This window comes from Variovorax paradoxus (genome assembly GCF_040544635.1).
Classification (GTDB): domain Bacteria; phylum Pseudomonadota; class Gammaproteobacteria; order Burkholderiales; family Burkholderiaceae_C; genus Variovorax; species Variovorax paradoxus_R.
Genome location: NZ_JBEPKJ010000007.1, coordinates 1 through 25,628, shown reverse-complemented (window position 1 = coordinate 25,628; position 25,628 = coordinate 1). Strand labels below are relative to the sequence as shown.

The window sequence follows — 25,628 nt, the reverse complement described above, 5'->3', positions numbered from 1 at the left end:
GCTCGTGCCCGTGCCTTTGTTCAATCCTTCATTCATCTTCAACCAACGGCACACCATGGCAGCAGTGATTTGCGGTTCCCTCGCGTTCGACACCATCATGACTTTCGAGGGCCGGTTCGCCGACCAGATCCTTCCGGACCAGCTGCACATTCTCAATGTGTCGTTCCTGGTGCCGGGCCTGCGGCGTGACTTCGGTGGTTGTGCCGGCAACATCGCCTACAGCCTCAACGCACTGGGCGGCACGGCGCTGCCCATGGCCACGCTCGGCAGCGACGGCGCCGACTACCTTGAGCGCATGCGCACCCTGGGCATCAGCACGGAGTTCGTGCGCCAACAGGGCGACACCTTCACTGCGCAGGCGATGATCATGAACGACGTCGACAACAACCAGATCACCGCATTCCACCCCGGTGCGATGCAGCAGGCGCACCTCACGAAGATCGCTGCCCGCGAAGACATCCGCGTCGGGATCATCGCCCCCGACGGCCGTGAAGCGATGCTGCAGCACGCGGAGCAGTTCGCCGCCGCCGGCATTCCGTTCGTGTTCGATCCGGGCCAGGGCCTTCCGATGTTCGACGGCGAGGCGCTCAAGCACTTCATCGATCTGGCGAGCTGGGTTGTGGTCAATGACTACGAAGGAAAGATGCTCTCGCAGCGTACCGGCTGGAGCCTGGCCGAGATCTCGAAGCGCGTGCGCGGCCTGGTGGTTACGCTGGCGGCCGAAGGCTGCGAGGTCTGGACCGATGGCGGGCGTGAGCATGTGCCGGGCGTGACGCCGACCGCGGTGGTCGAACCCACCGGTTGCGGCGATGCATGGCGCGGCGCGCTGCTGTTCGGTCTGGAAAAGGAATGGCCGCTTGCGCAGTGCGCAGCGCTGGGCAATCGCATCGGTGCGCTCAAGATCGCGCAACGCGGGCCGCAAAACTACCAGGTCGACCGGAAAGCCCTGGGCCTTTGAGGCGATTGTTCGTCTTCTTCATCAGGCGCGCATAAAAAAAGCCCGACACCGTGAGGTGCCGGGCTTTTTGCCGTCAAGGGCGCTGAGAAGCTCAGGGCTTGCTGGCCGTCGGAAACGGCCAGGCTGCCTGCGGGTTCAGCGTCGTTTGCGCAGCAGGAGCAGGCGCTGCGGCAGGTGCTGCCTTTGCGGCCTTCTTCGCAGCAGGCTTCTTGGCAGCAGCGGCAGGCTTGGCAGCGGGCTTTTTCGCGGCTTTCTTGGCCGCAGCCTTTTTGGCAGGAGCCTTCTTGGCGGCAGCCTTCTTCGCAGGGGCCTTCTTGGCAGCGGCCTTCTTCGCCGGAGCCTTCTTAGCGGCCGCCTTCTTGGCAGGAGCCTTCTTCGCTACGGCCTTCTTCGCCGGAGCCTTCTTGGCAGCGGCCTTCTTTGCCGGAGCTGCCTTCTTGGCGGCTACCTTCTTCGCAGGCGCCTTCTTGGCGGCTACCTTCTTCGCTGCGACCTTCTTGGCCGGAGCCTTCTTCGCAGCTACCTTCTTGGCGGGAGCCTTCTTAGCGGCCGCGACCTTCTTTGCCGGAGCCTTCTTTGCAGCGGCTTTCTTAGCCGGCGCTTTCTTTGCAGTTGCCATTTCTATTTCTCCTTGATCAAGTTGAAAAAATCAACCTATTGAAGCACTCCACGCACGTTGGTAGCGTGAAGCGATTCATGGCGTTGGAATCTGAGCTCCAGCACCATGAACACCTGAGCCCTCATCCATGCCGCGCTCTTCGGCGCGATCGGTGGCAAGGGCAATTCTTGAATTCATTAATTCTTGTCGGAAAGATTCAATCCCAGGAGAGCGCGCCACCCGATTGGTACTCGATCACGCGGGTCTCGAAGAAGTTGCGCTCTTTCTTCAGGTCAATCATTTCGCTCATCCAGGGGAACGGGTTTTCCTCGTTCGGGAAGAGCGTTTCGAGGCCGATCTGCTGTGCACGCCGGTTGGCAATGTAGCGCAGGTAGCCTTTGAACATGGAGGCATTCATGCCGAGCACACCGCGCGGCATGGTGTCTTCGGCGTATTTGTACTCGAGCTCGACGGCCTTCATGAAGAGGGCCTTGATCTCTGCCTTGAACTCGTTGGTCCAGAGGCCGGGGTTCTCGAGCTTGAGCTGGTTGATCAGGTCGATGCCGAAATTGCAGTGCATCGACTCGTCGCGCAGGATGTACTGGTACTGCTCGGCGGCGCCGGTCATCTTGTTCTGGCGGCCCAGTGCGAGGATCTGCGTGAAGCCGACGTAAAAGAACAGGCCTTCCATCAGGCAGGCGAACACGATGAGCGACTTGAGCAGCGTCTGGTCGGTTTCGTGCGTGCCGGTCTTGAAGTGGGGGTCGCTGATGGCGTCGATGAACGGGATCAGGAACTGGTCCTTCTCGCGGATCGACGGCACTTCGTTGTAGGCGTTGAAGATCTCGCTCTCGTCCAGGCCGAGCGACTCGACGATGTACTGGTACGCGTGCGTGTGGATCGCTTCCTCGAAAGCCTGGCGCAGCAGGAACTGGCGGCATTCGGGCGCGGTGATGTGGCGGTAGGTGCCCAGCACGATGTTGTTGGCGGCCAGCGAATCGGCGGTCACGAAGAAGCCGAGGTTGCGCTTGACGATGCGGCGCTCGTCTTCGGTCAGGCCGTTCGGGTCTTTCCACAACGCGATGTCGCGCGTCATGTTCACCTCTTGCGGCATCCAGTGGTTGGCGCAGGTGGCGAGGTATTTTTCCCAAGCCCACTTGTACTTGAACGGCACCAGCTGGTTGACGTCGGTCTGGCCGTTGATGATGCGCTTGTCGGAAGCCTTGACGCGCTGCGCTGCGACGGGGGCCGTGGGTTGTGCAATCGACGAAGTCGGAGCGTCCACCGATCGGCCTGCGGGCAAGCCGCTGGTCGATGCGTGGTGTTGCTGCAATCCTTGTTGCATATCCTTTGGTAAGGAGGGCTTGACTTCTTCGTCCCAGGTCAACATAGAAAAATCCAATGCTCGATTATCGGAGCAACGATGTGAGTTGCAAAGTGCTCGTTCACATCGCGCTCCATTTATGTGGTTGTTATGTTGCTCTCATGCATCGCGCGATGTCAGTCAATGCCGTGATCGACTGAGAGTTCGCGCGTTGTGCATGGACCTCGCTGACTTCACTGACGCGTCATTGGCAGGCTTCGCAAGTCGGATCGTCCACACCGCAGAACGCGATGTCGGTTGCGGGAATCGCATTCATCTGCGCCTTCGCTGCGGCAGCCGCGGCCTCGAGCGCGCTCATGCCCGAAGGTGCATCGCTGCCCGAAGACACTGCGTTGAGGCGGCCCGACTGCACGGTGGATTTCTCGGCGTGCGTCGCGCTCTGCGTGCGCAGGTAGTAAGTGGTCTTCAAGCCGCGCAGCCATGCGAGCTTGTAGGTGTCGTCGAGCTTCTTGCCCGATGCGCCGGCCATGTAGATGTTGAGCGACTGCGCCTGGTCGATCCATTTCTGGCGACGCGCTGCGGCTTCGACGAGCCAGGTGGTTTCCACTTCGAACGCGGTGGCGTAGAGCGCCTTCACGTCTTGCGGCACGCGGTCGATCGGACGCAGCGAACCGTCGAAGTGCTTCAGGTCCATGACCATGACGTCGTCCCACAGGCCCAGGCGCTTCAGGTCGCGCACCAGGTAGTGGTTGATCACGGTGAACTCGCCCGACAGGTTCGACTTGACCGAGAGGTTGCCGAAGCAGGGCTCGATGGAGGCGTCGACGCCGATGATGTTCGAGATGGTCGCGGTCGGTGCGATGGCCACGCAGTTGGAGTTGCGCATGCCGTCGGCCTTGATCTTCTGGCGCAGCGCGTCCCAGTCGAGCGTGGTCGAGCGGTCGACCTCGACGTAGCCGCCGCGCGCTTTTTCGAGCAGGTCGAGCGTGTCGATCGGCAGAATGCCTTTGTCCCACAGCGAGCCCTTGTAGCTCGAATACTTGCCGCGCTCACGGGCCAGTTCGGTCGAAGCCCAGTAGGCGTGGTAGCAGATGGCTTCCATCGACTCGTCGGCGAACTGCACGGCTTCCTGTGAGGCGTAGGGAATGCGCAGTTCGTACAGCGCGTCCTGGAAGCCCATCAGGCCCAGGCCGACCGGACGGTGGCGCAGGTTGGAGTCGCGTGCCTTCTTTACCGCGTAATAGTTGATGTCGATCACGTTGTCGAGCATGCGCATCGCGGTTGCGATCGTGCGCTTGAGCTTGTCGTGGTCGACCTTGCCGTCCTTCAGGTGCTGCAGCAGGTTCACGGAACCCAGGTTGCAGACGGCGGTTTCGGTGTCGCTGGTGTTCAGCGTGATCTCGGTGCACAGGTTCGACGAGTGAACCACGCCGGCGTGCTGCTGCGGCGAGCGCACATTGCAGGCGTCCTTGAACGTGATCCACGGATGCCCGGTTTCGAACAGCATCGTGAGCATCTTGCGCCAGAGGTCCGCCGCCTGGATGGTGCGGGCGGGCTTGATCTCGCCGCGCGCGGCTTTTTCTTCGTAGGCGGTGTACGCCTTCTCGAAGTCGGCGCCGAACAGGTCGTGCAGGTCGGGCACGTTCGACGGCGAGAACAGCGTCCAGGTGCCCTTTTCCATCACGCGGCGCATGAAGAGGTCGGGGATCCAGTTGGCGGTGTTCATGTCGTGCGTGCGGCGGCGGTCGTCGCCGGTGTTCTTGCGCAGCTCCAGGAACTCCTCGATGTCGAGGTGCCAGGTTTCGAGGTACGTGCAGACCGCGCCCTTGCGCTTGCCGCCCTGGTTCACCGCCACGGCGGTGTCGTTCACCACCTTGAGGAACGGCACCACGCCCTGCGATTCGCCGTTGGTGCCCTTGATGTGGCTGCCCAGCGCGCGCACGCGGGTCCAGTCGTTGCCCAGGCCGCCCGCGAATTTCGAGAGCAGGGCGTTTTCCTTGATCGACTCGTAGATGCCGTCCAGGTCGTCGGGCACGGTGGTCAGGTAGCAGCTGGAGAGCTGCGAGCGCAGCGTGCCGGCGTTGAACAGCGTGGGCGTGCTCGACATGAAGTCGAAGGACGACAGCACTTCGTAGAACTCGATGGCGCGCGCTTCGCGGTCGATTTCGCCGAGCGAGAGGCCCATGGCCACGCGCATGAAGAAGGCCTGCGGCAGCTCGATGCGGCTCTTGCGCACGTGCAGGAAGTAGCGGTCGTACAGCGTCTGCAGGCCGAGATAGTCGAACTGGTTGTCGCGTTCGGCCTTGAGCGCGGCGCCCAGGCGGGGCAGGTCGTACTGCAGCAGCTTCTCGTCGAGCAGGTCGTTCTCGACGCCCTTCTTGATGAACTGCGGAAAGTAGTCGGCGTAGGCCGTGGCGCGCTCGGCGGGCATCACTTCGCGGCCGATGATCTCCTTGAAGATCGTGTGCAGCAGCAGGCGGGCGGTGGCAAAGGTGTAGTCGGGGTCTTTTTCGATCAGCGTGCGTGCGGCCAGGATCGAGGCCTTGTAGACCTCGTCGAGCGGCACGCCGTCGTACAGGTTGCGCATCGTCTCGGCGACGATCGGCGCGGCGGTGATGCTGTCGCCCAGGTTTTCGCAGGCCGATTCGATCAGGCCCTTGAGCTGGTTCAGGTCGAGCGCGACGCGTTCGCCGTTGTCCAGCACATGCAGCGTCGGAGTGGCCGGCGCTTCCTGTTCGCCCTGCTTGGAACGCTCTTGCGTGCGGCGTTCGCGGTACAGCACATAGGCGCGCGCAATTTCGTGGTGGCCGCCGCGCATCAGGCCGAGCTCGACCTGGTCTTGCACGTCTTCGATGTGGAAGGTGCCGCCGCCCGGACGCGAACGCACCATGGCGCGGATCACGCCTTGCGTGAGGGCGTCGACCGTTTCGCGCACGCTGGCCGAAGCCGCGCCCTGGGTGCCGTGCACCGCCAGGAAGGCTTTCATCATCGCAATGGCGATCTTGTTGGGTTCGAAGGGAACCACGGCGCCGTTGCGGCGGATGATCTGGTAGTGCGCGAGGTTCTGGCCGGTGGGCGAGCCGGCGGTGTCCCGCTGCTGCGGCGTCGAGGGAACGGCACGCGGGGTCGATGGGGTGTTCAGGGCTGTTTGCATTCGCTTCCTCTCGGTATGGCAATTCTTGTTGGGTGGCAACGTCTTGGCCGGGCGTTGCGCCGGTACTTGATGACCGGACGGAGGACACTATATCTAGGGTGTGAAGCGTCTACAACCACTAGATGTAGTGTTTTACGGAAGAATCAATGGCTGTGTGAATTTCTTTGGGCGCGGCACATGGCCAGCGATGCCCCATGAATACTGACCTATGGTCGCGCAACCCGCATGGGCCGTGGCTTGCGAGCGGATTTGGGCCTGCAAGGCGCATGGTTGCTGCACCTGCGCCTTGAATTTTCGAGATTGTTGCGGCGCAAGAACAGCGCATCGCACGCCGCTCGGCGATTAAAAAAATTAGCGCTGCAGCACCTGCTCGGGGAACATCCGCGGACTCCAGCCGAGTTGGCCGCGCAGCAATTGCCAGTCGAAGCCCGCGCCCGGATCCTGTTTGCGGCCCGGCGCGATGTGTTCGTGGCCCGCGATGTGAGCGATGGCGTAGTGCTGCGCAATCGCCGGACACAAGCTGGTCAGCGTTTCGTACTGAGCATCTTCGAAGGAATGGCCTTCCAGGCCTTCGAGCTCGATGCCGATCGAATCGTCGTTGCAGTTCTCGCGGCCGCGCCACGACGACACGCCGGCATGCCAGGCGCGGTCGTCGCAACTCACGAACTGCCAGAGCTCGCCGTTGCGCCGCACATAGAAATGCGAGGAAACCTCGAGGCCGCGAATGGATTGGAAGTAAGGGTGCGCGTCCCAGTCGAGCTGGTTGGCGAAGAGTTGCTGCACCGCATCGCCGCCATATTCGCCGGGCGGCAGGCTGATGGAATGCAGCACGATGAGGTCGGTTTGCGCGCCTGCGGGCCGGGGGCCGAAATTGGGCGAGCGCAATGCCTTGGCGAAGCGGTACCAGCCGGCGCGCCAGAGCCCGTCGTCCCCGGCATTCGATGTTGCTTCAGTCGTCGGCATTGCTCGCGGCACCTTCGTCGCCGTTGGGCGTGGTGATGCCCAGCCGCGCGATGCGGTAGCGGATCTGGCGCAGGCTCATGCCGAGCCGCGCGGCGGCCGCCGTACGGTTGAAGCCGCTCTCATGCAGCGCGCGCACGAGAATCTCGCGCTCCTGCTGGTCGAGGTAGGCCTGCAGATCGGACGGCAACGGAGGCGGCGGGGTCTTGGGCTCTGCGAATACCGTGGCGCTTGGCGCCGCCGTGGCGAGCAGTTCGTCTACCGGCGGAACAGAAGAAGAAGGAAGCGCGGACTCGGACGCCGCAATGGCCGAGCCGGCAGGCGCCGCAGCGAGCTGTCCGCTTCCCATCAGGTCCAGGTGCAGTTCGTCGCCGTCGTTGAGCGCCACTGCGCGGTGCAGCAGGTTTTCGAGCTCGCGCACGTTGCCATGGAGCGGGTGCTGCGCCAGCCGGCGCAGCAGTTCGGCGGAAAGATGCGGCACCGGCAGTCCGCCGTCGTGCGCAATGCGCGTGAGCAGCGCGGCGCAAAGGGCCGGCAGGTCTTCGCGCCGGTCGCGCAGCGCGGGCACCGCAATCTCGATCACGTTGAGCCGGTAGAAGAGGTCTTGCCGGAACCGGCCGGCATGGACTTCGGCGTGCAGATCCTTGTGCGTGGCGCTCACGATGCGCACGTCGACCGCGTCTTCCTGTGTCGAGCCGATGGAGCGCACGCTGCGCTCCTGGATCGCGCGCAGCAGCTTGGATTGCATCGCCAGCGGCAGGTCGCCGATTTCGTCGAGGAACAGCGTGCCGCCGCGTGCGGCCTGGAAATAGCCGTCCCGGTCTTGCGACGAGCCGGTGTACGAGCCCTTGCGCGCGCCGAAGAATTCGGCCTCGAGCAGGTTCTCGGGAATTGCGCCGCAGTTGACCGCGACGAAGGGGCCTTCGCTGCGCTGGCTGCAGGCATGCACGGCGCGCGCCACCAGCTCCTTGCCGGTGCCCGATTCGCCGCGCACCAGCACGGGCGCCATGCCGCGTGCCACTTTGGCGATGCGCGACTTGACGAGGCGCATCGGCTCCGAGTCGCCCACCAGCCGGTCGAGTGCCGCGACGCCGCTGCCCGGAACGGCGGAGGTGTCGATGCGTTCGCCTTGTGCCGCCGGTGCTGCCCGCATGGCCTTGGCCGGTGCCGTCTGCTGGGCCTGAACGGCGGAAGCGACCACGGCGCGGAACTGCTTCAGGTCGACCGGCTTGGTCAGGTAGTCGAATGCGCCGGCTTTCAGCGCCTCGACCGCGTTCTCGGCGGAGCCGTAGGCCGTCATCACCACGCAGCGCTCGCTGCGCTGGTCCTTCTGGATGCGGTGGATGATTTCCATGCCTTGGCCGTCGGGCAGCCGCATGTCGGTGATCACCGCATCGAATTGCCCGGCCTCGAGGTGCTCCCATGCTTCCGAAACGCTGCCCGCGGCCTCCACGCGGTAGCCCTCGCGCAGCAGCGTCAGTTCGTACAGCGTGCGCAAATCGGGTTCGTCGTCGATGACCAGGATGTTGGCCGGGCGCTGCGTGGAAGGAGGGTTGGGAGTGCTCACGGCGCTATTGTGTCAGCCGGTTTTCGCTCGGCGTGAAGCTGACGAAGAATTCGTTGCCTTCGGGTCCGCCCGCGACAAGCGCGCGGCGCTCGTAGCCGATGGTGGCGCCATGGCGCCGGCACAGCTCGCGGCACAGGAACAGGCCAAGCCCGCTGGAGCGGCTTTCGGAAGAGAAAAAAGGCTCGAACAGATGGCGCTGCACCGCCGGCTCCAGCGGTGCGCCGTCGCTCCACACCTGCAGGCTGGGCCGGCCGGAACTGCCGCGCTGCATGGTGGTGACGACCTGGATCGAGCCCTCCCGTTTGCCCGCGTAGCGCGCCGCGTTGTCGAGCAGGTTCACGAGCAGCCGGCGCAGGTGCTCGGCATCGAAGCGCACTTCGCTGTCGGGCGCATCGAGCGTGATCAGCACACCCTGGCGCTGCGTCTGCCGCACCCATTCTTCGGCCAGCGCCCGCACCGCGGGGTCGAGCGCGACCTGCTCGCCGAGAGAAAGCACGCGTTGTTGGCGCGCCCGCGAGACGTCGAGCACGTCGTCCACGATGCGCGCGAGCCGCTGCGCGTTGTGCTGCACCATGCTGGTCAGCTTGCGGTGCGCGGGATCGGTGAGGTCTTCGTTGAGCAGGGCGCTGGCCTGCGTGATGGCGGCCAGCGGATTGCGGATTTCGTGTGCCACCGCGGCCGACATGCGGCCCATGGCCGCCAGCTTTTCGGTGCGGATGCGGGCCTCGAGTTCGCGCAGGTCCTGCAGGAACATCACGCAAAGGCTGTCGACGCGCTGGTCGCTGGTGGGCGTGAGCCGCGTGCGCACGCGCACTTCGCGCGCCGCGCCGCGCGCTTGCGCCACCGGAATTTCTTCGGATTGCGGAGCCCGGCGCGAAAAGGTCTGTCGCGCCAGAGCGGCCAGCGCATGCCAGGCGGGCTGCGCGTGCAGGGCGAAGGGGAGTGGGAGCTTTGCCAGACCCTGCCCGAGGATGGCATCGGCCGCCGGGTTGGCCGCGTGCACGAGGCCTTCGGCGTCGATCACCAGCACGCCTTCGCTCAGCGTTTCGATCACCAGGTCGTTCACCTGCGCCTGCATCTGCGCACTGCTGCGATTGCGCTCGGCGGTGGCTTCCTCCCGCGCGAGCCGGCGTGCGAGCTCGTGCGCCAGCAGCGCCACCACGAAGAGCCCGGTGCCCGTGAGCGCCGCCTGCACGAAGCGGGTGGACGAATCGCCGGGCTGCTGAAGCCAGTGCCAACCCGCGTCCGCGAGCAGCAGCAGCGTGACGGTGGCGGTGGTGCCCAGGCCCACGGTCACCGTGCCGAGCACCGCGCTCATGAGCACCGGCAGCGCGAACAGCGGCGTGTAGTTGATGTTGCCGCCCTGCAGCACCTGCAGCGCCGTGAAGGTGCCCAGGTCGATGCCAATGGTCAGGAACCAGAGCGTCGCGAAGCCTCGGATCGGCGGCGTGAAATGCGCGTAGCGGGCGCCCAGCCAGGTGGCGACCAGGTAGCCGGCCGAAAGCGCAATGGCCAGCGGCTGCATCGTCTGGCCGAGTGCCAGCGCCACGCCCTGCAGCAGCACGAGCACCAGCGCCACGAAGCAGCGTGCCGCCATGAAGCCGCGCCACAGCCGGAGCAACGCCGCGCTTTCGGTGCGGCCCGGCTCGAGCACGTCCCAGTCGGTGACGGTCTCGCCGCGCGACCAGAGGGAAGAGCTCATGGAGGCAGCGCCCGTTCAGCCGCGCTCGGCGGCCTCACGGTGCGCGGCGCTGCAGTAGACCGCCTCGCCCGGTCCGCCGAGTGCATCGCTTGCAGGCAGATGCAAGCCGCAATGGGCGCAGCGCAGCATCGCCTTGGGGGGCGCCGGCGCGGCGGGCTGGCGCTGGGCGCGGGCTGCCTTTTCGCGCTGGGCGTCGCGCATTTCTTCCCGGCGGTTCTTGCGCCAGAGCCAGATCGCCACCCAGAGCACCGCGAGAACGAGCAGATATTTCATGTCGTGCCGCGCGCCAGCACCACTTCGAGCACGAAACGCGAACCCACATACGCCAGCAGCAACAGTGCGGCGCCGGCGTACAGCACGCGGCGCGCCGTGCGGCCGCGCCAGCCGAAGCGGGCACGCCCGACCAGCAGCACGGCGAAGCTCATCCACGCGAGCACCGAGAACACCGTCTTGTGGTCCCACTTCCAGCCGCGGACGGCGGCGCCGTACAGCGTTTCGCTGAACAGCAGTCCCGCGAGCAGCGTCGCGGAAAGCAGCACGAAGCCCGCCGTGACGAAGCGGAAGGTGAGCCGTTCGAGCGTGAGCAGCGGCACGCCGGCCTGCGGTTCGGTGGCGAGGCGAATCTGTTTTTCAGCCCGCGTGATCAGCCAGGCATGCACCACTGCGGCGCCGAACAATCCGTATGAGGCGATGCCGAGTGCAAGATGCAGCGGCAGCCAGGGCGATGCCGAGACGTGCAGCGGCGTGCCCGGAAACAGAATGGCCAGCAGCACCGCGACCGCGCCGAGCCAGGCCAGCGCGCGCCGTACTTTCAGCTGCGGGTACATGCGGCTTTCGACCGCGTAGACGGTAAGCACCAGCCATGCCGTGACGGAAAGCGCCGGTGCGAAGCCGAATTTCGGTTCGCTGCCGATCAGGCCGTGGGCCAGCACCGCGGCATGCAGCAGCCATGCGAGCCCAAGGGCCCACTGGGTGGCTTTTCGGCTCAGACGGGCACCCGCGGCGGCGGCAAATCCGTAGGCAGCCGCGGTGGCGATGCCCAGCGCCACGGCAAGTGGGGAGGGGATCGCTAAAATCATTGGTAGAGTTTATCTCCCCCAGGCTTGCGCACTTCGTGTCGCGGCGCCAACCCTCTCACGGGGGCAACACCAGAAGCCCGGCAAAGCCGGTTCCCGGTGTTTCGCGAAGGGGCATAAGCGGCCGATCTCCAGTTCACGACTCTCCAATGACCCGCCGCGGCGGGCAGCAAGGCATCTCCTTCATGGCCACCGCCCTCACAGAAAAGTTCTCCCGCCTCGTCAAGACGATGAGCGGCCAGGCGCGCATTACCGAAAGCAACGTGCAGGACATGCTGCGCGAGGTGCGCATGGCGCTGCTCGAGGCCGACGTGGCGCTGCCCGTGGTGCGCGACTTCGTGGCCCGCGTCAAGGAAAAGTCGCTCGGCCAGGAAGTGCTGGGCTCGCTCAAGCCGGGCCAGGCGCTGGTCGGCATCGTGAACCGCGAACTCGCCGCCACCATGGGCGAGGGCATCTCCGACATCAACCTTGCGGCCCAGCCGCCCGCGGTGATCCTGATGGCCGGCCTGCAGGGCGCGGGCAAGACCACCACCACCGCCAAGCTGGCCAAGCACCTGATTGAAAAGCGCAAGAAGAAGGTGCTTACCGTGTCGGGCGACGTCTATCGGCCCGCCGCCATCGAGCAGCTCAAGATGGTGACCAAGCAGGCCGGCGCCGAATGGTTCCCGAGCACGCCGGACCAGAAGCCGCTCGACATCGCGCGCGCCGCGCTCGACCACGCCAAGCGCCATTTCTTCGACGTGCTGCTGGTCGACACGGCAGGCCGCCTGGCCATCGACGAAGTGCTGATGACCGAAATCAAGCAGCTGCACGGCGCGCTCGATCCGGTCGAAACCCTGTTCGTGGTCGACGCCATGCAGGGCCAGGACGCGATCAATACCGCGAAGGCCTTCAAGGACGCGCTGCCTCTCACCGGCATCATCCTGACCAAGACTGACGGCGATTCGCGCGGCGGCGCGGCACTGTCGGTGCGGCAGGTCACTGGCGTGCCCATCAAGTTCGCCGGCACGAGCGAGAAGATCGACGGCCTCGAGGTGTTCGACGCCGAGCGCCATGCGGGCCGCATTCTCGGCATGGGCGACATCGTCGCGCTGGTCGAGCAGGTCACGGCCGGCGTCGACGTGGCGGCGGCGCAGAAGCTCGCGGCCAAGGTCAAGAGCGGCGCGGGCTTCGACCTGAACGACTTCCTCGGCCAACTGCAGCAGATGAAGCAGATGGGCGGTCTCTCCAGCCTGATGGACAAGCTCCCGCAGCAGATGGCCGCCAAGGCCTCCGAAGCCGACATGACCCGCGCCGAGCGCGACATTCGCCGCAAGGAAGGCATCATCCAGAGCATGACGCCGCTGGAGCGCCGCAAGCCCGAACTGCTCAAGGCCACCCGCAAGCGCCGCATCGCAGCCGGCGCGGGCGTGCAGGTTCAGGAAGTGAACCGCCTGCTCAACGAGTTCGAGCAGATGCAGGGCATGATGAAGAAGATGAAGGGCGGCGGCCTCATGAAGATGATGAAGAAGATGGGCGGCATGAAGGGCATGGGCGGGATGGGTGGCCCCGGCGGCCCCAAGCTGCCGTTCTAAGTCATATATATAGAGAGATGGCTGCTGCCTTGGCAGCCGCTCCATGAAAAAAGCCGGCCCAGTGGCCGGCTTTTTTATTTGCGCTGAGCTTCAGCGCATCAGACCGTCATCAGGCCGTGGCCAGCGCCGCAGGGCGCGCCAGGCGCAACGCATGCATCCAGGCGCGGCGCAGCACGGCCGGCGAACGCGATTCCTCGGGAATCAGCAGGAAGCCGCGGTCGCGCAGCGACGTGCCCAGCGCGATCTGGCTGGTCAGCACCGTCAGCGGAATGGCCAGCAGCAGCGGCAGGCCAACCGGCATGAGCCAGATCAGCGCGCTCGGATCGATCATTGCGACGCCGAGGGCCAGCGCGCCGACCACCAGGCTCATGGGAGCGAGCTGCGACACGGCAACCTTCCAAGGCACGGCAGCGGCTTCACGCGGGGGCGACTTCCAGTCGAGCTTGATGCCGGTGAGGGCAACCAGCACGAACAGCGAGTGGGCCAGCATGCGAACCGGCGCCTGCACGATGGCCAGGCCGCTTTCGAGCACCGAGCTCTTCACCAGGCCCCAGAGGCCGCCGTACTGGCGTTGCTCGCCGCGCATCAGCACGGCAGCAATGCCGAGCACGCGGGGCAGGAACAACAGGCACAGGGTCCAGACCCACAGGCCGGCCAGTTCCGCCGGCAGCACGCTCCAGCTGGAGATCAGGCTCGAGCCGCTCAGCCACAGCGCGGTGCCGAGCGTCAGGAAAGCGAGCCACAGCGGCGCCGAGACGTACGCCATGGTGCCGGTCACGAACATCGCGCGGTGCACCGGGTGAATGCCGGGTTCGGCCATCAGGCGGGCGTTCTGCAGGTTGCCCTGGCACCAGCGGCGGTCGCGCTGGAGTTCGGCCAGCAGGTCCGGCGGTTGCTGTTCGTAGCTGCCGACCAGGTCGGCGCAGAGCCACACGTTGTAGCCGGCACGGCGCATCAGCGCAGCTTCGACGAAGTCGTGCGACATGATGCCGCCCGACATGCCGCCGGTGCCCTTGATGGGCGCCAGCGCGCAATGCTTCATGAAGGGCTCGACGCGGATGATCGCGTTGTGGCCCCAGTAGTGCGATTCGCCCAGTTGCCAGAACTGCATGCCCAGCGTGAACAGGCGGCCCGTCACGCGGGAAGCGAATTGCTGTGCGCGGGCATGCAGCGTCACGTGGCCGATGGCCTGCGTGGCGGTCTGGATGATGCCGGCGGTCGGGTTGGCTTCCATCAGCTTGACCATCGAGGTCAGGCAGTCGCCGCTCATCACGGAGTCGGCGTCGAGCACCACCATGTAGCGGTAGTCCTTGCCCCAGCGGCGGCAGAAGTCGGCCACGTTGCCGGCCTTGCGGTGCGTGCGGCGGGTGCGCAGGCGGTAGTACACCTCGACCTGCGGCTGGTTCGGGCTGTCGGCCAGTGCGGCGCGCAGGTCTTCCCATGCGGCGCGCTCGGCAGCGGCGGTTTCGGGCGAGTAGCTGTCGGACAGCACGAACACGTCGAACTGCCTGGCGTGGCCGGTGGCCGCAACCGATTCGCAGGTGGCGCGCAGGCCGGCGAACACCGTGGCAACGTCTTCGTTGCAGATCGGCATGATGATCGCGGTGCGTGCTTCGGGGTTCATCGGGTGGTTGGCCACCTGCTTGACCGAGAGCGCGTGCTTGTCACCGCGCACCGAGACGTAGAAGCCCATCAGTGCCGTGACGAAGCCGGTGACGACCCAGCCCGAAAGCAGGCCGTACAGGCCGATCTGGCCGTATTCGAGCCAGACGTTGTCATAGTCGGGTTGCACGCCGGCAAACAGCGTGGACGCGATCACGGTGCTCAGCAGCGTGAGCGCCATGAAGGCGAAGCGGCGCTGCGCCGCGGCGCGCTGCCACGGCTGCTTGACCTGGGCGCCGGCTTCGGCGGTTTGGCTTTCCGGCTTGCCGCCGGCGCCGAGCTTGACCAGCAAGGCCGTACCGAGGCTGTTCCAGAAGCCGCGCCAGGGGCGGGGCGCCATGGAGCCGCGGTTGACCGGCGGAGCGGTCACGGAATTGGGATGGCGTTCCTCGCGCACCGGGCTGCGGTGCGAAAAGTCGGCTTCGGTCAGCACGTTCAGTTGAGAGAAGTCGTTTGGCTTCATGTGTGATTTACCAACGTTGCTTGTCGAGGGAAGGGGTGTCGCCAATGGCAGGAAAGCGCTTGATCACGCAATCCGGTTCGGCGCCGCCTGCGCTTGCGAGCGCGGCCAGCGAATGACCCGCGGCACGGGGCCGCGAGGGGGAAAACTGCTTTTGACGCAGGCCGTCGCGCTGCTGGCGCAGTGCGAAAGATGGGCTGGTGAGTGCTGTCATGCCTGTACAGGGGCAAACCCTGTGCCAGGCTGGAAAAACGCTTTCAGATCAACGACTTGGCGCGATCTGGATGCAGTTTTCGGGGTTGGAGCCGGTTGGAAGGCCCCGAAACCCCTGTTTTTGTCGCCGAATCCCGACAAGCCTTGGAGGCTGGTGGAAAAAAGCCTTATGAATCAACAGTTTAGGGGCGTCGCTACTCGGCGACAGGCTCACTGCCGGGAGCGACAGCATCGGCCTTGAAGTGGCCGGGCGTGAGCTCGTGCTTCTGCAGCAGGCGGTAGAACTCGGTGCGGTTGCGGTCGGCCAGCCGGGCGGCATCGGCCACGTTGCCGTCGGTCAGCTTGAGCAGCCCGACGAGGTAGTCGCGCTCGAAACGCTGCTTGGCCTCGGCATAGGTCTGGACCTCGACCGTGGGCACGCGCAACGCCCGCTGCACCAGCGCCAGCGGGATCAGCGGCGAGCTCGAAAGCGCGCAGACCTGTTCCACCACGTTGTAGAGCTGACGTACGTTGCCGGGCCAGGCCGCGGTGGCCAACGCCTTCAGCGCCTCGGGGGCGAAGCCGGAGAGCCGTTTGCCGTACTTGGTCGAAAGCTTCTGCAGAAAGTGGTTGGCCAGGAGCGGAATGTCCTCGCGCCGGGCCGACAGCGGCGGCAGCGTGAGCGTGACCACGTTGAGCCGGTAATAAAGGTCTTCGCGGAACTGGCCCGCCTCCATAGCCACGTCCAGGTCGCGGTGGGTGGCCGAGATGATGCGCACATCGACCTCGATCGACTGGCTCGCGCCCAGCGGGCGCACCGCGCGCTCCTGCAGCACGCGCAGCAGCTTGACCTGCAATGCGGGCGGCATGTCACCGATTTCGTCGAGCAGCAGCGTGCCGCCGTCGGCCTGCTGGAACAGGCCCTTGTGATTGGCATGGGCGTCGGTGAAGGCGCCCTTCATGTGGCCGAACAGTTCCGACTCGAGCAGTGCCTCGGGAATGGCGCCGCAATTGACGGCCACGAAGGGCTTGTCGGCGCGGGCGCTGGCACGGTGGATGGCGCGCGCCAGCAGTTCCTTGCCGGCGCCGCTGTCGCCGCGCAAAAGCACCGAGGCATCCGATTTGGCGACCATGCGCGCCTCGGCCAGCAGCTCGGACATGCGATTGCTGCGGCTCACGATTTCGGCGCGCCAGCTTTCGTCGCCCGCCTTGGCGGGTGTGCTGGCCGGTGCGCCGAGCGCCAGCGCCTGGGCGATCTTGTCGAGCAGCTCGCGGCCGTCGTAGGGCTTGGTGAGGTAGGTGAACACCCCGCGCGCCGTCGCTTCGACGGCATCGGGAATGGTGCCGTGGGCGGTGAGCAGGATCACCGGCAGCGAAGGATGGCGCTTCCTGATCTCGTCGAACAGCTGGAGCCCGTCGCGGCCGGGCAGCCGCACGTCGCTGAGCACGAGTTGCGGATGCTCGATCTCGAGCTGCGTGAGCGCGGTTTCGGCCGAGGTCACGGCCGTGACCTGATAGCCGACCGAGCTCAGCCGCATCGAGAGCAGCCGCAGCATGTCCGGGTCGTCGTCCACCACCAGCAGGCGTGCGCCGGTCGTGCTCATCGAAGAACCTCTTTCTGCAACCGCTGGATGTTCATGGGGTGGGCTTGGTGCCGTTGGGTGGAGGCAGGGTCGGCGCCCCCGGTGTGTTCGGGCGCGCGAAGCTGCGCTCGATGGCGCGCAGCGCTTCGATGCGGTCATTGAGCTGGTCGATGCGGCGCTGGCTTTCGCGCACCTGCTGCACCTGCTTGTCGCGATCGTCCTCGACGCGGCGCTGCTCCACGTAGCGAGCGGCCAGTGCGCGCGCGAGCGGCTGCAGGGGCTGCGCCTCGGGCGAGGGGTTTGCCGCCACGCGCTGCATCAGGCCAAGGGCGCGTGCCAAGTCGGCCGGCACGCGCGTTTGCGCAAGCAGCAGCGCCAGCTGCATCTGTGCGCTGGGTGAATCGCCGGGATCGCCGGCACGGGTGATTTCGGCCGCCAGCTCGGCCCCGCCCAGCGGGCGGACCTTGTCGGCATACGCCAGCATGGCCGCCACGGGCCCTTGCGTCATCAGCGTGAAGAGCGACGCGGGCTGCGTGGCGGGCGCCTTGGGTTCGGCCTCGACCGGCATCACGCGCGGCACCGCGGGCGGCGGCGGCAGGGCGTTGGCCTCGGCCGGGGGCTCGGGCTGCGTCGCGCAGGCGGCCAGCAGCAGGACGAAAGGCACGGCCATCGCCCCGGAGAAGGTCGAACTGCGGACGAACGAAAAAGACATGGATCGGCGAAGGAAAGACAAAAGGCAGTGTTTCAGGTGGATGCCCGAAGGCTTCACGAGGGATTCGCGGTGGGTTGTTCTGGAGGCTGGATCCGGGATCAGGCCGTGCGCGGCAGTTCGATGCGAAAGCGCGCGCCAGGCCCGCTCGGCTGCAGGGTGATGCGGCCTCCATGGGCAGCAATGTACTCCTGCACGATGGAAAGGCCGATGCCGGTGCCCTTGACCGCGTGCTCCGGCTGGCGTTCGCCCCGGTAGAAGGGCTCGAAAATGCGGTCACGGTCGCCTTCGGCAATACCCGGGCCCGCGTCATTGACATCGATGCAGACCGAATCCGGCGTGCTCGAGACCACGATATTGATGACTCCGCCGCGCGCCGAATAACGAATGGCATTGGACAGCAGGTTGGCTATCGCGGTGCCAAGCTTGGTGCGGTCCACCGTGACCGCGATGGGCTCGCCCTCGGCGCGCACGCGCAAGCCGTGCGCTTGCCACTGCAGGCGCTGCGCCTCGATCTGTTCTTCGATCAGCGGCAGCAGTTCCGTGCGTTCCCGGCGCAGCTCGCGCGCCTCGAAGGCCGCGGCATTGAAGCGCAGCAGCGCCTCGATCTGACCCTGCAGCGAGACGGTGTTCTGGTTCAGGATTTGCGCCACCTCCAGCTGGGCCGGATTCAGCGGGCCCGTCACCCCGTCTTCGAGGAGCGAAACGCCTTCCCTCAGCGCGGCCAGCGGCGTTTTCAGTTCGTGCGACACATGGCGCAGGAAGCGCGCCTTGTCGGCGTCCAGCTCGGTCAGGCGCAGGCGCAGCCACTCGAGCTGCTGCGACACGCGCCGAATGTCGGCCGGGCCGCGGATGTCGATCGGCTCGTCGAGCCGGTTCTGCCCCAGGCCGACGATGGCGTGCTCCAGCCGCTTGAACGGGCGCGCGAGCCAGATGCCGAAAGCCAACGCCAGCGACACCGCGAGCACGCTCGCGGCGATCACCTCGCGCATCAGGCGGCGGCGCGCGTTCTCGATGCGCTTGGCCAGCGCGTCGTTCTGCGTTTCGATGAGGAACTGGGCCTGCTGCGCAAGGTTGGTGTTCAGCGAATCGAGCTCGCGGAACTGCATGGCCATGGTGCTTTCGCGCGAGAGCGCGCTGTCGGCGCTTCCGCTCATCAGGCCTTCGATCACGCCGAGCTGGGCCCGCCACATTTCGATGCCCGCGGGTGCGAGGCCGTTGATCTCGAGCCGGTCGAGCACCTGGTGCGCTTCGCGCGCGGCGTCGTCGAAGCGGCGGCGCAGCACGGCGTCGTTCAGCACCAGCGACTGGCGCCCGGCACGCTCCATGGCCGCGCTGCGCTCGGCCAGCGACTGGGCCGCGCCCGAGAGCCGCAAAGCACGGGCGGCCGCATCGCGGCTCTGGCTCATGAGCGCGTCGTACTGGAACACCGAGCGCAGCACCACGCCGACCAGCAGCGCGGTGATCAGCAGAAACGCGAAAAGAAGGAGCTGCTGGAACGAGCCCCGCGTCGATGGTCGCTTCGCCATCAGGCGGCGAGCGCGGCGGTGGAAACCGGCGCCGTCGACGATTCGCGCGTGGCCACTTCGCCGCGCAGCGTGTAGGCCAGCGAGCGCGTGATGCGCAGGTCGGCCATCTGCCCCACCAGCCGCGCGTCGCCTTCGAAGTTGACCACGCGATTGCACGCGGTGCGGCCCATCAGCTCGTTCGCGTCCTTGCGGGAAGCGCCTTCGACCAGCACGCGCTGCGTGGTGCCCACCAGCGCATCGCCGAAGCGGCGCACGTTGCCGTCGATCACGCGTTGCAGCGTTTGCAGGCGGGCCAGCTTCACTTCGTGCGGCGTGTCGTCGTGCAATGCGGCGGCCGGCGTGCCGGGGCGCGGGCTGAAGATGAAGCTGAAGCTGTTGTCGAACTGGCAGTCGTCGATCAGCTTCATCATCTTGGCAAAGTCTTCATCGGTCTCGCCTGGGAAGCCGACGATGAAGTCGCTGGAGAGCGCAAGCTCGGGCCGGATGGCGCGCAGCTTGCGCACCGTGCTCTTGTATTCCATGGCGGTGTAGCCGCGCTTCATGGCCATCAGGATGCGGTCGCTGCCGTGCTGCACGGGCAGGTGCAGGTGGCTCACGAGCTGCGGCACCTTGGCGTAGGCCTCGATCAGCCGCGGCGTGAACTCGTTGGGGTGGCTGGTCGTGTAGCGGATGCGCTCGATGCCGGGGATCTCGGCCACGTACTCGATGAGCAGTGCGAAGTCGGCAATCTCCGCCGTGTCACCCATGCGGCCGCGGTAGGCGTTCACGTTCTGCCCCAGCAGCGTGACCTCGCGCACGCCCTGGTCGGCCAGGCCTGCAATTTCCACCAGCACGTCGTCCAGCGGACGGTTCACTTCCTCGCCGCGGGTGTAGGGCACCACGCAGTAGCTGCAGTACTTGGAGCAGCCCTCCATGATCGATACGAATGCGGTCACGCCCTCGACGCGCGCTGGCGGCAGGTGGTCGAATTTCTCGATCTCGGGAAAGCTGATGTCCACCTGCGGGCGGTCCAGCCGCTCGCGGTCGTTCAGCATTTCGGGCAGGCGGTGCAGCGTTTGCGGGCCGAACACGATGTCGACGTAGGGTGCGCGCGCGATGATGGCGGCGCCTTCCTGGCTCGCCACGCAGCCGCCCACGCCGATCTTCACGCCCTTGGCCTTCAGGTGCTTTACGCGGCCGAGGTCGGAGAACACCTTTTCCTGGGCCTTCTCGCGCACCGAGCAGGTGTTGAACAGGATCAGGTCGGCCTCGTCCACGTTCTGGGTAGGCTCGTAACCCTGCGCGGCATTGAGCACATCGGCCATCTTGTCCGAGTCGTACTCGTTCATCTGGCAGCCGAAGGTTTTGATAAAGACTTTTTTGCTCATGGGGTGCTCTCTGGGCCCTCCCGAGCGGGAAGGCGGAATGCAGGACGCTCGCGGCGTCCGGCTGCGCAGCGGGCGAGGGCCCGCTGGCATTTTTATTGCGTGTTGACGGTGTCGTTCGTGGTGAACGGCCAGATGTTCAGGAGCGGCTTGTCGAGCGATTCGCGCCTGGCAACGGCTTCGTCGGGCGTCAGGATCCACACCTCGCGCAGCAGGCCCGCTGCGTCACGCGTGTAATTGACCAGGAATTTCTGACCGGTGATGGCGCTCGACATGACCAGCATGTTCTGGGCACTGCGGATGCGTGCCGCCGGCGCCATGCGATCGGGCCTGCCGTCGAGTTCGACGTCGGCCCCGTCGATCACCATGAACTTGCCGCGCAGCGTGCCGACCGGGAACGTGCGGCCGCCTACCAGCGATTCGTTCTGGGTCTGGGGCCGGGGCACGTCGGCCTGGGCCGCGGCGTCAATGGAAAAAAGGCTTGCAGCTACTGTGCAAAGCGCTATGGAAGTGAGAGCATTCATGGATTTCTTGCAGCGGTTCATGGGGTATATCCAGAGGCTGTGGAGCGGCGATTTTAGCGGCGAGGTTGAATTCGACCTTGCGCCTGCCACAGCGGGTTGTGCATGGGCCCTTGCGTTGCGGCTTTACTTATCTTTACGGTACCCGTCGACACTGTGAACCGGCCGCTGATCCAATAGCCGCTGTCAGCCCAAAGTGCACAAAAAATCCATGAAGAAAAAACTCGTCTTCGCCCTTGCAGGTGTGTTGATCGTAGCCGTCGCGGGATGGTGGTGGAGCGGGTCTGGCGATCGCATTGCGGCAAAGAACGCCAAGCCGGCCGCGGGAGCCGGTGGCGCAACTGGCGCTGCGCCCGCCGACGGCATGCCGCCGGCGCTCGTGACGCTCGCAACCGCCGTGCGGCAGGACGTGCCGGTGACGGTCCAGGTCAACGGCAGCGTGGTGTCTCTCAACAGCGTCGATCTGCGGCCGCAGGTGACCAACACCGTCGCGGCGGTGCACGTGAAGGAAGGGCAATTCGTCAAGGAAGGCCAATTGCTTTTCACGCTCGACGACCGCAACGACCAGGCCAACCTGGCCCGCGCCCGCGCCCAGCAGAAGCGCGACGAGGCCACGCTGGCCGACCTGGAACGCCAATACAAGCGCAGCCAGGAGCTGGTGGCGCAGAACTTCATTGCCAAGAGCGCCGCCGACGCCACGCTGTCGCAGCTCGAGGCGCAGCGCGCCGCGGTGGCGGCCGACCGCGCCGCCGTGCAGTCGGCGCAGGTGGCGCTGGGTTACGCCACGCTGCGCGCGCCCATTGCGGGGCGCATCGGTGCCGTCAACATCTATCCCGGCACGCTGGTGCAGCCCACGCTGTCGCTGGTCACCGTCACGCAGCTCGATCCCATTGCGGTGAGCTTCCCCGTGCCGGAGGCCAATCTGCAGGACCTGCTGGCTGCGGCGCGCAGCCGGGCCAGGGTCGAGGCGCTCGTGACCGGGCGCCAGGAGCCGCTGAGCGGCGTGCTCAATTTCGTCGACAACACGGTCGATCCGCAGATCGGTACCGTGCGCGCGAAGGCGGTGTTCGACAACGCCGACCAGAGCCTGTGGCCCGGCCAGTTCGTCGGCACGCGCATCACGGTGCGCACCCTGCCCGGTGCCACGGTGGTGCCGGCCGCGGCGCTCATGATGCTGTCCGACGGTACCTCGCTCTACGTGGTCGACAAGGCCGCAACCGCCGCGCGCCGCAAGGTCCAGGTGCTCTACACCTTCGGTACCAAGGTGGCAGTGAGCGGCGTCGAGCCGGGGGAGCAGGTGGTCATCGAGGGCAGCCAGAACGTGCGTCCGGGCGGCAAGGTCCGCGTAGACGCAAGGGCCGCGCCGGCGGGCACGACCGGGGTCACGCCCGGTAGCGCGGCCTCTTCGGACATCAAGACTCCGCGGGAACGCGCATGAACATCTCGGAGCTGTGCATCCGTCGTCCCGCGATGACGGTGCTCTTGTCTGCCGCGGTGGTGGTGGCCGGCATCTTTGCGTATTTCAGCATCCCCGTTGCCGCGCTGCCGAGCTACAACACGCCGGTCATCAACGTGAACGCCCAGCTGCCCGGCGCGAGCCCGGACACCATGGCGTCGTCGGTCGCGTTGCCGCTGGAAAAGCAGTTCTCGACCATTCCGGGCCTGCAGACCATCAGCTCGGTCAACACGCAGGGCGTGAGTTCGATCACGCTGGAATTCGTGAGCAGCCGCGACATCGATGCCGCCGCCGTTGACGTGCAGGCCGCGCTGCTGCGCGCCCAGCGCCAGCTGCCGCAGGAGCTGACGCAGCTGCCTTCGTACCGCAAGGTGAACCCGGCCGATGCGCCGGTGCTGTTTATTGCGCTGATTTCGCAGTCGATGAATCCGTCCGAGCTCAACGACTACGCCGAGAACCTGATCTCGCCCACGCTCTCCACCATCGACGGCGTGGCGCAGGTGGCCGTATACGGGCGCAAGGCCTTCGCGGTGCGCATCAAGGCCAATGCCGATCTGCTCAATGCGCGCAACATCACGCTCGACGAGCTCGCCAGGGCGGTGAATTCGGCCAATGCCAACACGCCGGTCGGCACGCTCGACGGGCCGCGCCAGACGCTCACCATCCAGGCCAACCGGCAGCTCACGAAGGCGGAAGACTTTGCCAAGCTGATCGTCGGGCAGCGCAACGGTGCGCCGGTGCGGCTCGACGAAGTGGCCACCATCGAAGACAGTTTCGAATCGGTCAAGACCGCGAGCAGCTTCAACGGCCAGAGCTCCATCTCGTTGGCCGTGCAGCGCCAGCCCAATGCCAACACCGTGGAAGTGGTGGATGCGGTGCGCGCGCTCATTCCGCGCTTCAAGGCCGAGCTGCCGCAGTCGGTCGAGATCCACATGGTGAACGACCGCTCGCTGTCCATCCGCGAGGCGGTGCACGACGTGCAGCTCACGCTGCTGGGCACCATCGCGCTGGTGGTCATGGTGATCTTCCTGTTTCTGCACCGGCTGGTGGCCACGCTGATTCCGGCCGTCACCATCCCCATCTCGCTCATCGGCGCGGTGGCGCTGCTCTATGCCTTCGGCTACAGCCTGGACAACGTTTCCCTGCTCGGCATCACGCTCGCGGTGGGCCTGGTGGTGGACGACGCCATCGTGGTGCTCGAAAACATCATGCGCTACGTCGAGAAGGGCATGGAGCCGTTCGCGGCGGCGCTGCGCGGGGCGCGAGAGGTGGGCTTCACCATCATCTCGATCTCGATTTCGCTGGTGGCGGTGTTCATTCCGATTTTTTTCATGCCTGGCGTGATCGGCTTGCTGTTCCACGAGTTCGCGGTAGTGGTGGCGCTGGCAGTGCTGGTGTCGGCCATCGTGTCGCTCACGCTGGTGCCGATGCTCGCGAGCCGGCTGCTCAAGCACACGCCGCGGCCCGAAGGCGCGATCGACCATGAAGAGGAGCATCCGGAACCCGGAACCGCCATCGGCCGCGCTTTCGAGCGCGGCTACCGCTGGGTGCATGGCAGCTACATGCGAACGCTCGACTGGACGCTCGGCCATCGCACGCTGATGCTGCTGGTGGCCGGCGCCACCTTCGTCGTCACGGCCTGGCTGTTCGTTTCCATACCGAAGGGCTTCTTCCCCGAGGAAGACATCGGGCAGATCCAGATCACCACCGAAGCGGCCGAGGACATTTCCTTCACCGCCATGAATGCGCTGCAGGAGCGTGTGGCCGCTTCGCTCCAGGCCGACCCGAGCGTGGCCTACGTGAGCTCGTTCGTCGGCGTGGGCGGCCCCACCGCCACGCAGAACTCCGGCCGCCTTTTCGCCGTGCTCAAGCCGCGCGGCCAGCGCCCCAAGATGGCCAAGGTGCTCGAATCGCTGCGCCAGCGTTTCCGGGAGATTCCGGGCATTGCGGTCTACATGCAGCCGGTGCAGAACCTGCGCCTGGGCGGCCGCCAGAGCAAGGCGCGCTTCCAGTACACACTGCAGAGCGTGAACGCCGGCGAAATGGTGCCGTGGTCCACGCGGCTCATGGAGCGCATGCGCGCCGACCCGGTTTTCCGCGACGTCACCAGCGACTCGCAGAACCGCGGCCTGCAGGCCACGCTGGAAATCGACCGCGACAAGGCCGGCGTGCTCGGTGTCGCGGTGGGAGACCTGCGCCTGGCGCTGTACAACGCGTACGGCGACCGGCAGATCGGCAGCATCTACGGCGCGAGCAATACCTACCAGGTGATTCTGTCGGCCTCCGACAGCGACCGCCAGTTCGAAGACGACGTGTCGCGCCTGTCGGTGCGCAGCACCGGCGGCCAGTTGGTGCCGCTGTCGGCCTTCTCGACCGTCAAGCGCACCGTGGGGCCGACCTCGGTCAACCACCAGGGCCAGCTGCAGGCGGTCACGGTGTCGTTCAACCTCGCGCCCGACGTGCCGCTGGGCAACGCGACCGCGAAGATCGACCAGTTCAAGGCAGAGCTGAAGATGCCGCAGTCGATCATCACCACCTACGGCGGCGATGCGGCGGTGTTCCAGAGCTCGCAGGCCAGCCAGGCCGTGCTGCTGGTGCTGGCGGTGCTGGTGATCTACGTGCTGCTGGGGGTGCTGTACGAGAGCTACATCCACCCGCTGACCATCCTGGCCGGGCTACCCTCGGCGGCTGTGGGCGCGTTGATCTCGCTGAAGATATTCGGCTTCGACCTGACGCTGATCGCGACCATCGGCATCCTGCTTTTGATCGGCATCGTGAAGAAGAACGCGATCATGATGATCGACTTCGCGCTCGATGCGCAGCGCACCGAAGGCATGAAGCCGGTCGACGCCATCCGCGAGGCCTGCCGGCTGCGCTTCCGCCCGATTCTCATGACCACGCTGGCTGCGCTGATGGGTGCGCTGCCGCTTGCACTTGGATTAGGCGCCGGTGCCGAGCTGCGTCAGCCGCTGGGTGTGGCGGTGGTGGGCGGGCTGATCTTCTCGCAGGTGATCACGCTCTACATCACGCCCGCGATCTACCTGGCGCTCGACCGCTACAGCGGCACCGGGCCGATGATCGATCTGCCGGGCGAGGCCAAGACCGAAGCCGATGCCGCCGGGCACACGGCGTCGCATGCCTAGCTGTGAAGCTTCAATAGGTTGTATCCGGTGTTCATCCGGATTGGGTTTGAGAGACTGGAAGTCGCCAAACACCCAATCCACTCAGGACGCCCAACC

At 66.0% G+C, this 25,628-nt stretch carries 19 protein-coding genes; 4 read left to right on the top strand and 15 right to left on the bottom strand.

Going from position 1 to position 25,628, the window contains the following annotated elements; all coding sequences use genetic code 11:
* The first annotated feature begins 55 nt into the window (after nt 1-55).
* Nucleotides 56-958: a carbohydrate kinase family protein gene (locus ABIC94_RS13360; RefSeq protein WP_354373487.1), complete on the top strand. Its 903-nt coding sequence runs from the start codon at nt 56-58 to the stop codon at nt 956-958.
* Nucleotides 959-1,049: 91 nt separating this feature from the next.
* On the opposite strand, the gene ABIC94_RS13355 is transcribed toward ABIC94_RS13360, so the two are convergent.
* The 8 genes from ABIC94_RS13355 to ABIC94_RS13320 all read right to left on the bottom strand — a co-directional run bounded on the left by ABIC94_RS13355 (nt 1,050) and on the right by ABIC94_RS13320 (nt 11,342).
* Nucleotides 1,050-1,577 (bottom strand): histone H1-like DNA-binding protein, encoded by a 528-nt coding sequence (locus ABIC94_RS13355; RefSeq protein ID WP_354373486.1) that lies wholly within the window; start codon nt 1,575-1,577, stop codon nt 1,050-1,052.
* 196 nt (nt 1,578-1,773) lie between these two features.
* The gene (locus tag ABIC94_RS13350; protein ID WP_337313415.1) at nt 1,774-2,946 is read right to left on the bottom strand and encodes a ribonucleotide-diphosphate reductase subunit beta; all 1,173 of its coding nucleotides are present in this window, start codon (nt 2,944-2,946) and stop codon (nt 1,774-1,776) included.
* 178 nt (nt 2,947-3,124) lie between these two features.
* Nucleotides 3,125-6,034, bottom strand: a complete 2,910-nt coding sequence (locus tag ABIC94_RS13345; RefSeq protein WP_354373485.1) for a ribonucleoside-diphosphate reductase subunit alpha — start codon at nt 6,032-6,034, stop codon at nt 3,125-3,127.
* Nucleotides 6,035-6,385: 351 nt separating this feature from the next.
* Nucleotides 6,386-6,997 (bottom strand): 1,6-anhydro-N-acetylmuramyl-L-alanine amidase AmpD, encoded by a 612-nt coding sequence (gene ampD / locus ABIC94_RS13340; protein WP_354373484.1) that lies wholly within the window; start codon nt 6,995-6,997, stop codon nt 6,386-6,388.
* Nucleotides 6,984-8,561 (bottom strand): sigma-54-dependent transcriptional regulator, encoded by a 1,578-nt coding sequence (locus ABIC94_RS13335; protein WP_354373483.1) that lies wholly within the window; start codon nt 8,559-8,561, stop codon nt 6,984-6,986. The genes ampD and ABIC94_RS13335 overlap by 14 nt, the downstream gene beginning before the upstream one ends.
* A 4-nt stretch (nt 8,562-8,565) precedes the next feature.
* Nucleotides 8,566-10,263: a two-component system sensor histidine kinase NtrB gene (locus ABIC94_RS13330; protein WP_354373482.1), complete on the bottom strand. Its 1,698-nt coding sequence runs from the start codon at nt 10,261-10,263 to the stop codon at nt 8,566-8,568.
* Nucleotides 10,264-10,278: 15 nt separating this feature from the next.
* Nucleotides 10,279-10,536 carry a PP0621 family protein gene (locus tag ABIC94_RS13325; protein ID WP_354373481.1) on the bottom strand — a complete coding sequence of 86 codons (258 nt, stop codon included), beginning with the start codon at nt 10,534-10,536 and terminating at the stop codon, nt 10,279-10,281.
* Nucleotides 10,533-11,342 (bottom strand): cytochrome C assembly family protein, encoded by an 810-nt coding sequence (locus ABIC94_RS13320; RefSeq protein WP_354373480.1) that lies wholly within the window; start codon nt 11,340-11,342, stop codon nt 10,533-10,535. The genes ABIC94_RS13325 and ABIC94_RS13320 overlap by 4 nt, the downstream gene beginning before the upstream one ends.
* Nucleotides 11,343-11,524: 182 nt before the next feature.
* Between ABIC94_RS13320 and ffh the strand changes: the two genes are divergently transcribed.
* On the top strand, nt 11,525-12,913 hold the full coding sequence (gene ffh / locus ABIC94_RS13315) for a signal recognition particle protein (protein ID WP_354373479.1): 1,389 nt from the start codon (nt 11,525-11,527) through the stop codon (nt 12,911-12,913).
* 109 nt (nt 12,914-13,022) lie between these two features.
* Here ffh and mdoH read toward each other — a convergent pair whose 3' ends face one another.
* The 7 genes from mdoH to ABIC94_RS13280 form a co-directional block, all read right to left on the bottom strand.
* A complete protein-coding gene (gene mdoH, locus ABIC94_RS13310; RefSeq protein ID WP_354373478.1) occupies nt 13,023-15,038 on the bottom strand; it encodes a glucans biosynthesis glucosyltransferase MdoH in 2,016 nt (671 codons plus the stop codon).
* Between the two features lie 7 nt (nt 15,039-15,045).
* Nucleotides 15,046-15,249, bottom strand: a complete 204-nt coding sequence (locus tag ABIC94_RS13305; RefSeq protein WP_093056182.1) for a hypothetical protein — start codon at nt 15,247-15,249, stop codon at nt 15,046-15,048.
* A gap of 193 nt (nt 15,250-15,442) precedes the next feature.
* Nucleotides 15,443-16,831 carry a sigma 54-interacting transcriptional regulator gene (locus ABIC94_RS13300; protein ID WP_354373477.1) on the bottom strand — a complete coding sequence of 463 codons (1,389 nt, stop codon included), beginning with the start codon at nt 16,829-16,831 and terminating at the stop codon, nt 15,443-15,445.
* Nucleotides 16,832-16,862: 31 nt separating this feature from the next.
* Complete coding sequence (locus ABIC94_RS13295) at nt 16,863-17,522, bottom strand: hypothetical protein (protein ID WP_354373476.1); 660 nt, start codon at nt 17,520-17,522, stop codon at nt 16,863-16,865.
* Nucleotides 17,523-17,620: 98 nt separating this feature from the next.
* On the bottom strand, nt 17,621-19,048 hold the full coding sequence (locus tag ABIC94_RS13290; protein WP_354373475.1) for a sensor histidine kinase: 1,428 nt from the start codon (nt 19,046-19,048) through the stop codon (nt 17,621-17,623).
* Nucleotides 19,048-20,415, bottom strand: a complete 1,368-nt coding sequence (gene miaB, locus ABIC94_RS13285) for a tRNA (N6-isopentenyl adenosine(37)-C2)-methylthiotransferase MiaB (RefSeq protein ID WP_354373474.1) — start codon at nt 20,413-20,415, stop codon at nt 19,048-19,050. Before miaB ends, ABIC94_RS13290 begins: the two co-directional genes overlap by 1 nt.
* A 92-nt stretch (nt 20,416-20,507) precedes the next feature.
* Entirely contained in the window at nt 20,508-20,936 is a 429-nt protein-coding gene (locus tag ABIC94_RS13280; protein WP_354373473.1) for a hypothetical protein, read from the bottom strand.
* A 292-nt stretch (nt 20,937-21,228) separates the two neighbouring features.
* Here ABIC94_RS13280 and ABIC94_RS13275 point away from each other — a divergent pair, with 292 nt between their 5' ends.
* Together ABIC94_RS13275 and ABIC94_RS13270 are read left to right on the top strand one after the other, a co-directional pair.
* A complete protein-coding gene (locus ABIC94_RS13275) occupies nt 21,229-22,371 on the top strand; it encodes an efflux RND transporter periplasmic adaptor subunit (protein ID WP_354373722.1) in 1,143 nt (380 codons plus the stop codon).
* Entirely contained in the window at nt 22,368-25,532 is a 3,165-nt protein-coding gene (locus tag ABIC94_RS13270; protein WP_354373472.1) for an efflux RND transporter permease subunit, read from the top strand. Before ABIC94_RS13275 ends, ABIC94_RS13270 begins: the two co-directional genes overlap by 4 nt.
* The last annotated feature ends 96 nt before the right edge of the window (nt 25,533-25,628 follow it).

What these genes read in the sequence shown, in the direction of transcription:
- ABIC94_RS13330 (WP_354373482.1), bottom strand. Translation starts at nt 10,263, where the DNA reads ATGAGCTCTTCCCTCTGGTCGCGCGGCGAGACCGTCACCGACTGGGAC.
- ABIC94_RS13325 (WP_354373481.1), bottom strand. Translation starts at nt 10,536, where the DNA reads ATGAAATATCTGCTCGTTCTCGCGGTGCTCTGGGTGGCGATCTGGCTC.
- ABIC94_RS13360 (WP_354373487.1), top strand. Translation starts at nt 56, where the DNA reads ATGGCAGCAGTGATTTGCGGTTCCCTCGCGTTCGACACCATCATGACT.
- ABIC94_RS13350 (WP_337313415.1), bottom strand. Translation starts at nt 2,946, where the DNA reads ATGTTGACCTGGGACGAAGAAGTCAAGCCCTCCTTACCAAAGGATATG.
- ABIC94_RS13300 (WP_354373477.1), bottom strand. Translation starts at nt 16,831, where the DNA reads ATGAGCACGACCGGCGCACGCCTGCTGGTGGTGGACGACGACCCGGAC.
- ABIC94_RS13290 (WP_354373475.1), bottom strand. Translation starts at nt 19,048, where the DNA reads ATGGCGAAGCGACCATCGACGCGGGGCTCGTTCCAGCAGCTCCTTCTT.
- ABIC94_RS13305 (WP_093056182.1), bottom strand. Translation starts at nt 15,249, where the DNA reads ATGACAGCACTCACCAGCCCATCTTTCGCACTGCGCCAGCAGCGCGAC.
- ABIC94_RS13320 (WP_354373480.1), bottom strand. Translation starts at nt 11,342, where the DNA reads ATGATTTTAGCGATCCCCTCCCCACTTGCCGTGGCGCTGGGCATCGCC.
- ABIC94_RS13355 (WP_354373486.1), bottom strand. Translation starts at nt 1,577, where the DNA reads ATGGCAACTGCAAAGAAAGCGCCGGCTAAGAAAGCCGCTGCAAAGAAG.
- mdoH (WP_354373478.1), bottom strand. Translation starts at nt 15,038, where the DNA reads ATGAAGCCAAACGACTTCTCTCAACTGAACGTGCTGACCGAAGCCGAC.
- ABIC94_RS13295 (WP_354373476.1), bottom strand. Translation starts at nt 17,522, where the DNA reads ATGTCTTTTTCGTTCGTCCGCAGTTCGACCTTCTCCGGGGCGATGGCC.
- miaB (WP_354373474.1), bottom strand. Translation starts at nt 20,415, where the DNA reads ATGAGCAAAAAAGTCTTTATCAAAACCTTCGGCTGCCAGATGAACGAG.
- ffh (WP_354373479.1), top strand. Translation starts at nt 11,525, where the DNA reads ATGGCCACCGCCCTCACAGAAAAGTTCTCCCGCCTCGTCAAGACGATG.
- ampD (WP_354373484.1), bottom strand. Translation starts at nt 6,997, where the DNA reads ATGCCGACGACTGAAGCAACATCGAATGCCGGGGACGACGGGCTCTGG.
- ABIC94_RS13280 (WP_354373473.1), bottom strand. Translation starts at nt 20,936, where the DNA reads ATGAATGCTCTCACTTCCATAGCGCTTTGCACAGTAGCTGCAAGCCTT.
- ABIC94_RS13270 (WP_354373472.1), top strand. Translation starts at nt 22,368, where the DNA reads ATGAACATCTCGGAGCTGTGCATCCGTCGTCCCGCGATGACGGTGCTC.
- ABIC94_RS13345 (WP_354373485.1), bottom strand. Translation starts at nt 6,034, where the DNA reads ATGCAAACAGCCCTGAACACCCCATCGACCCCGCGTGCCGTTCCCTCG.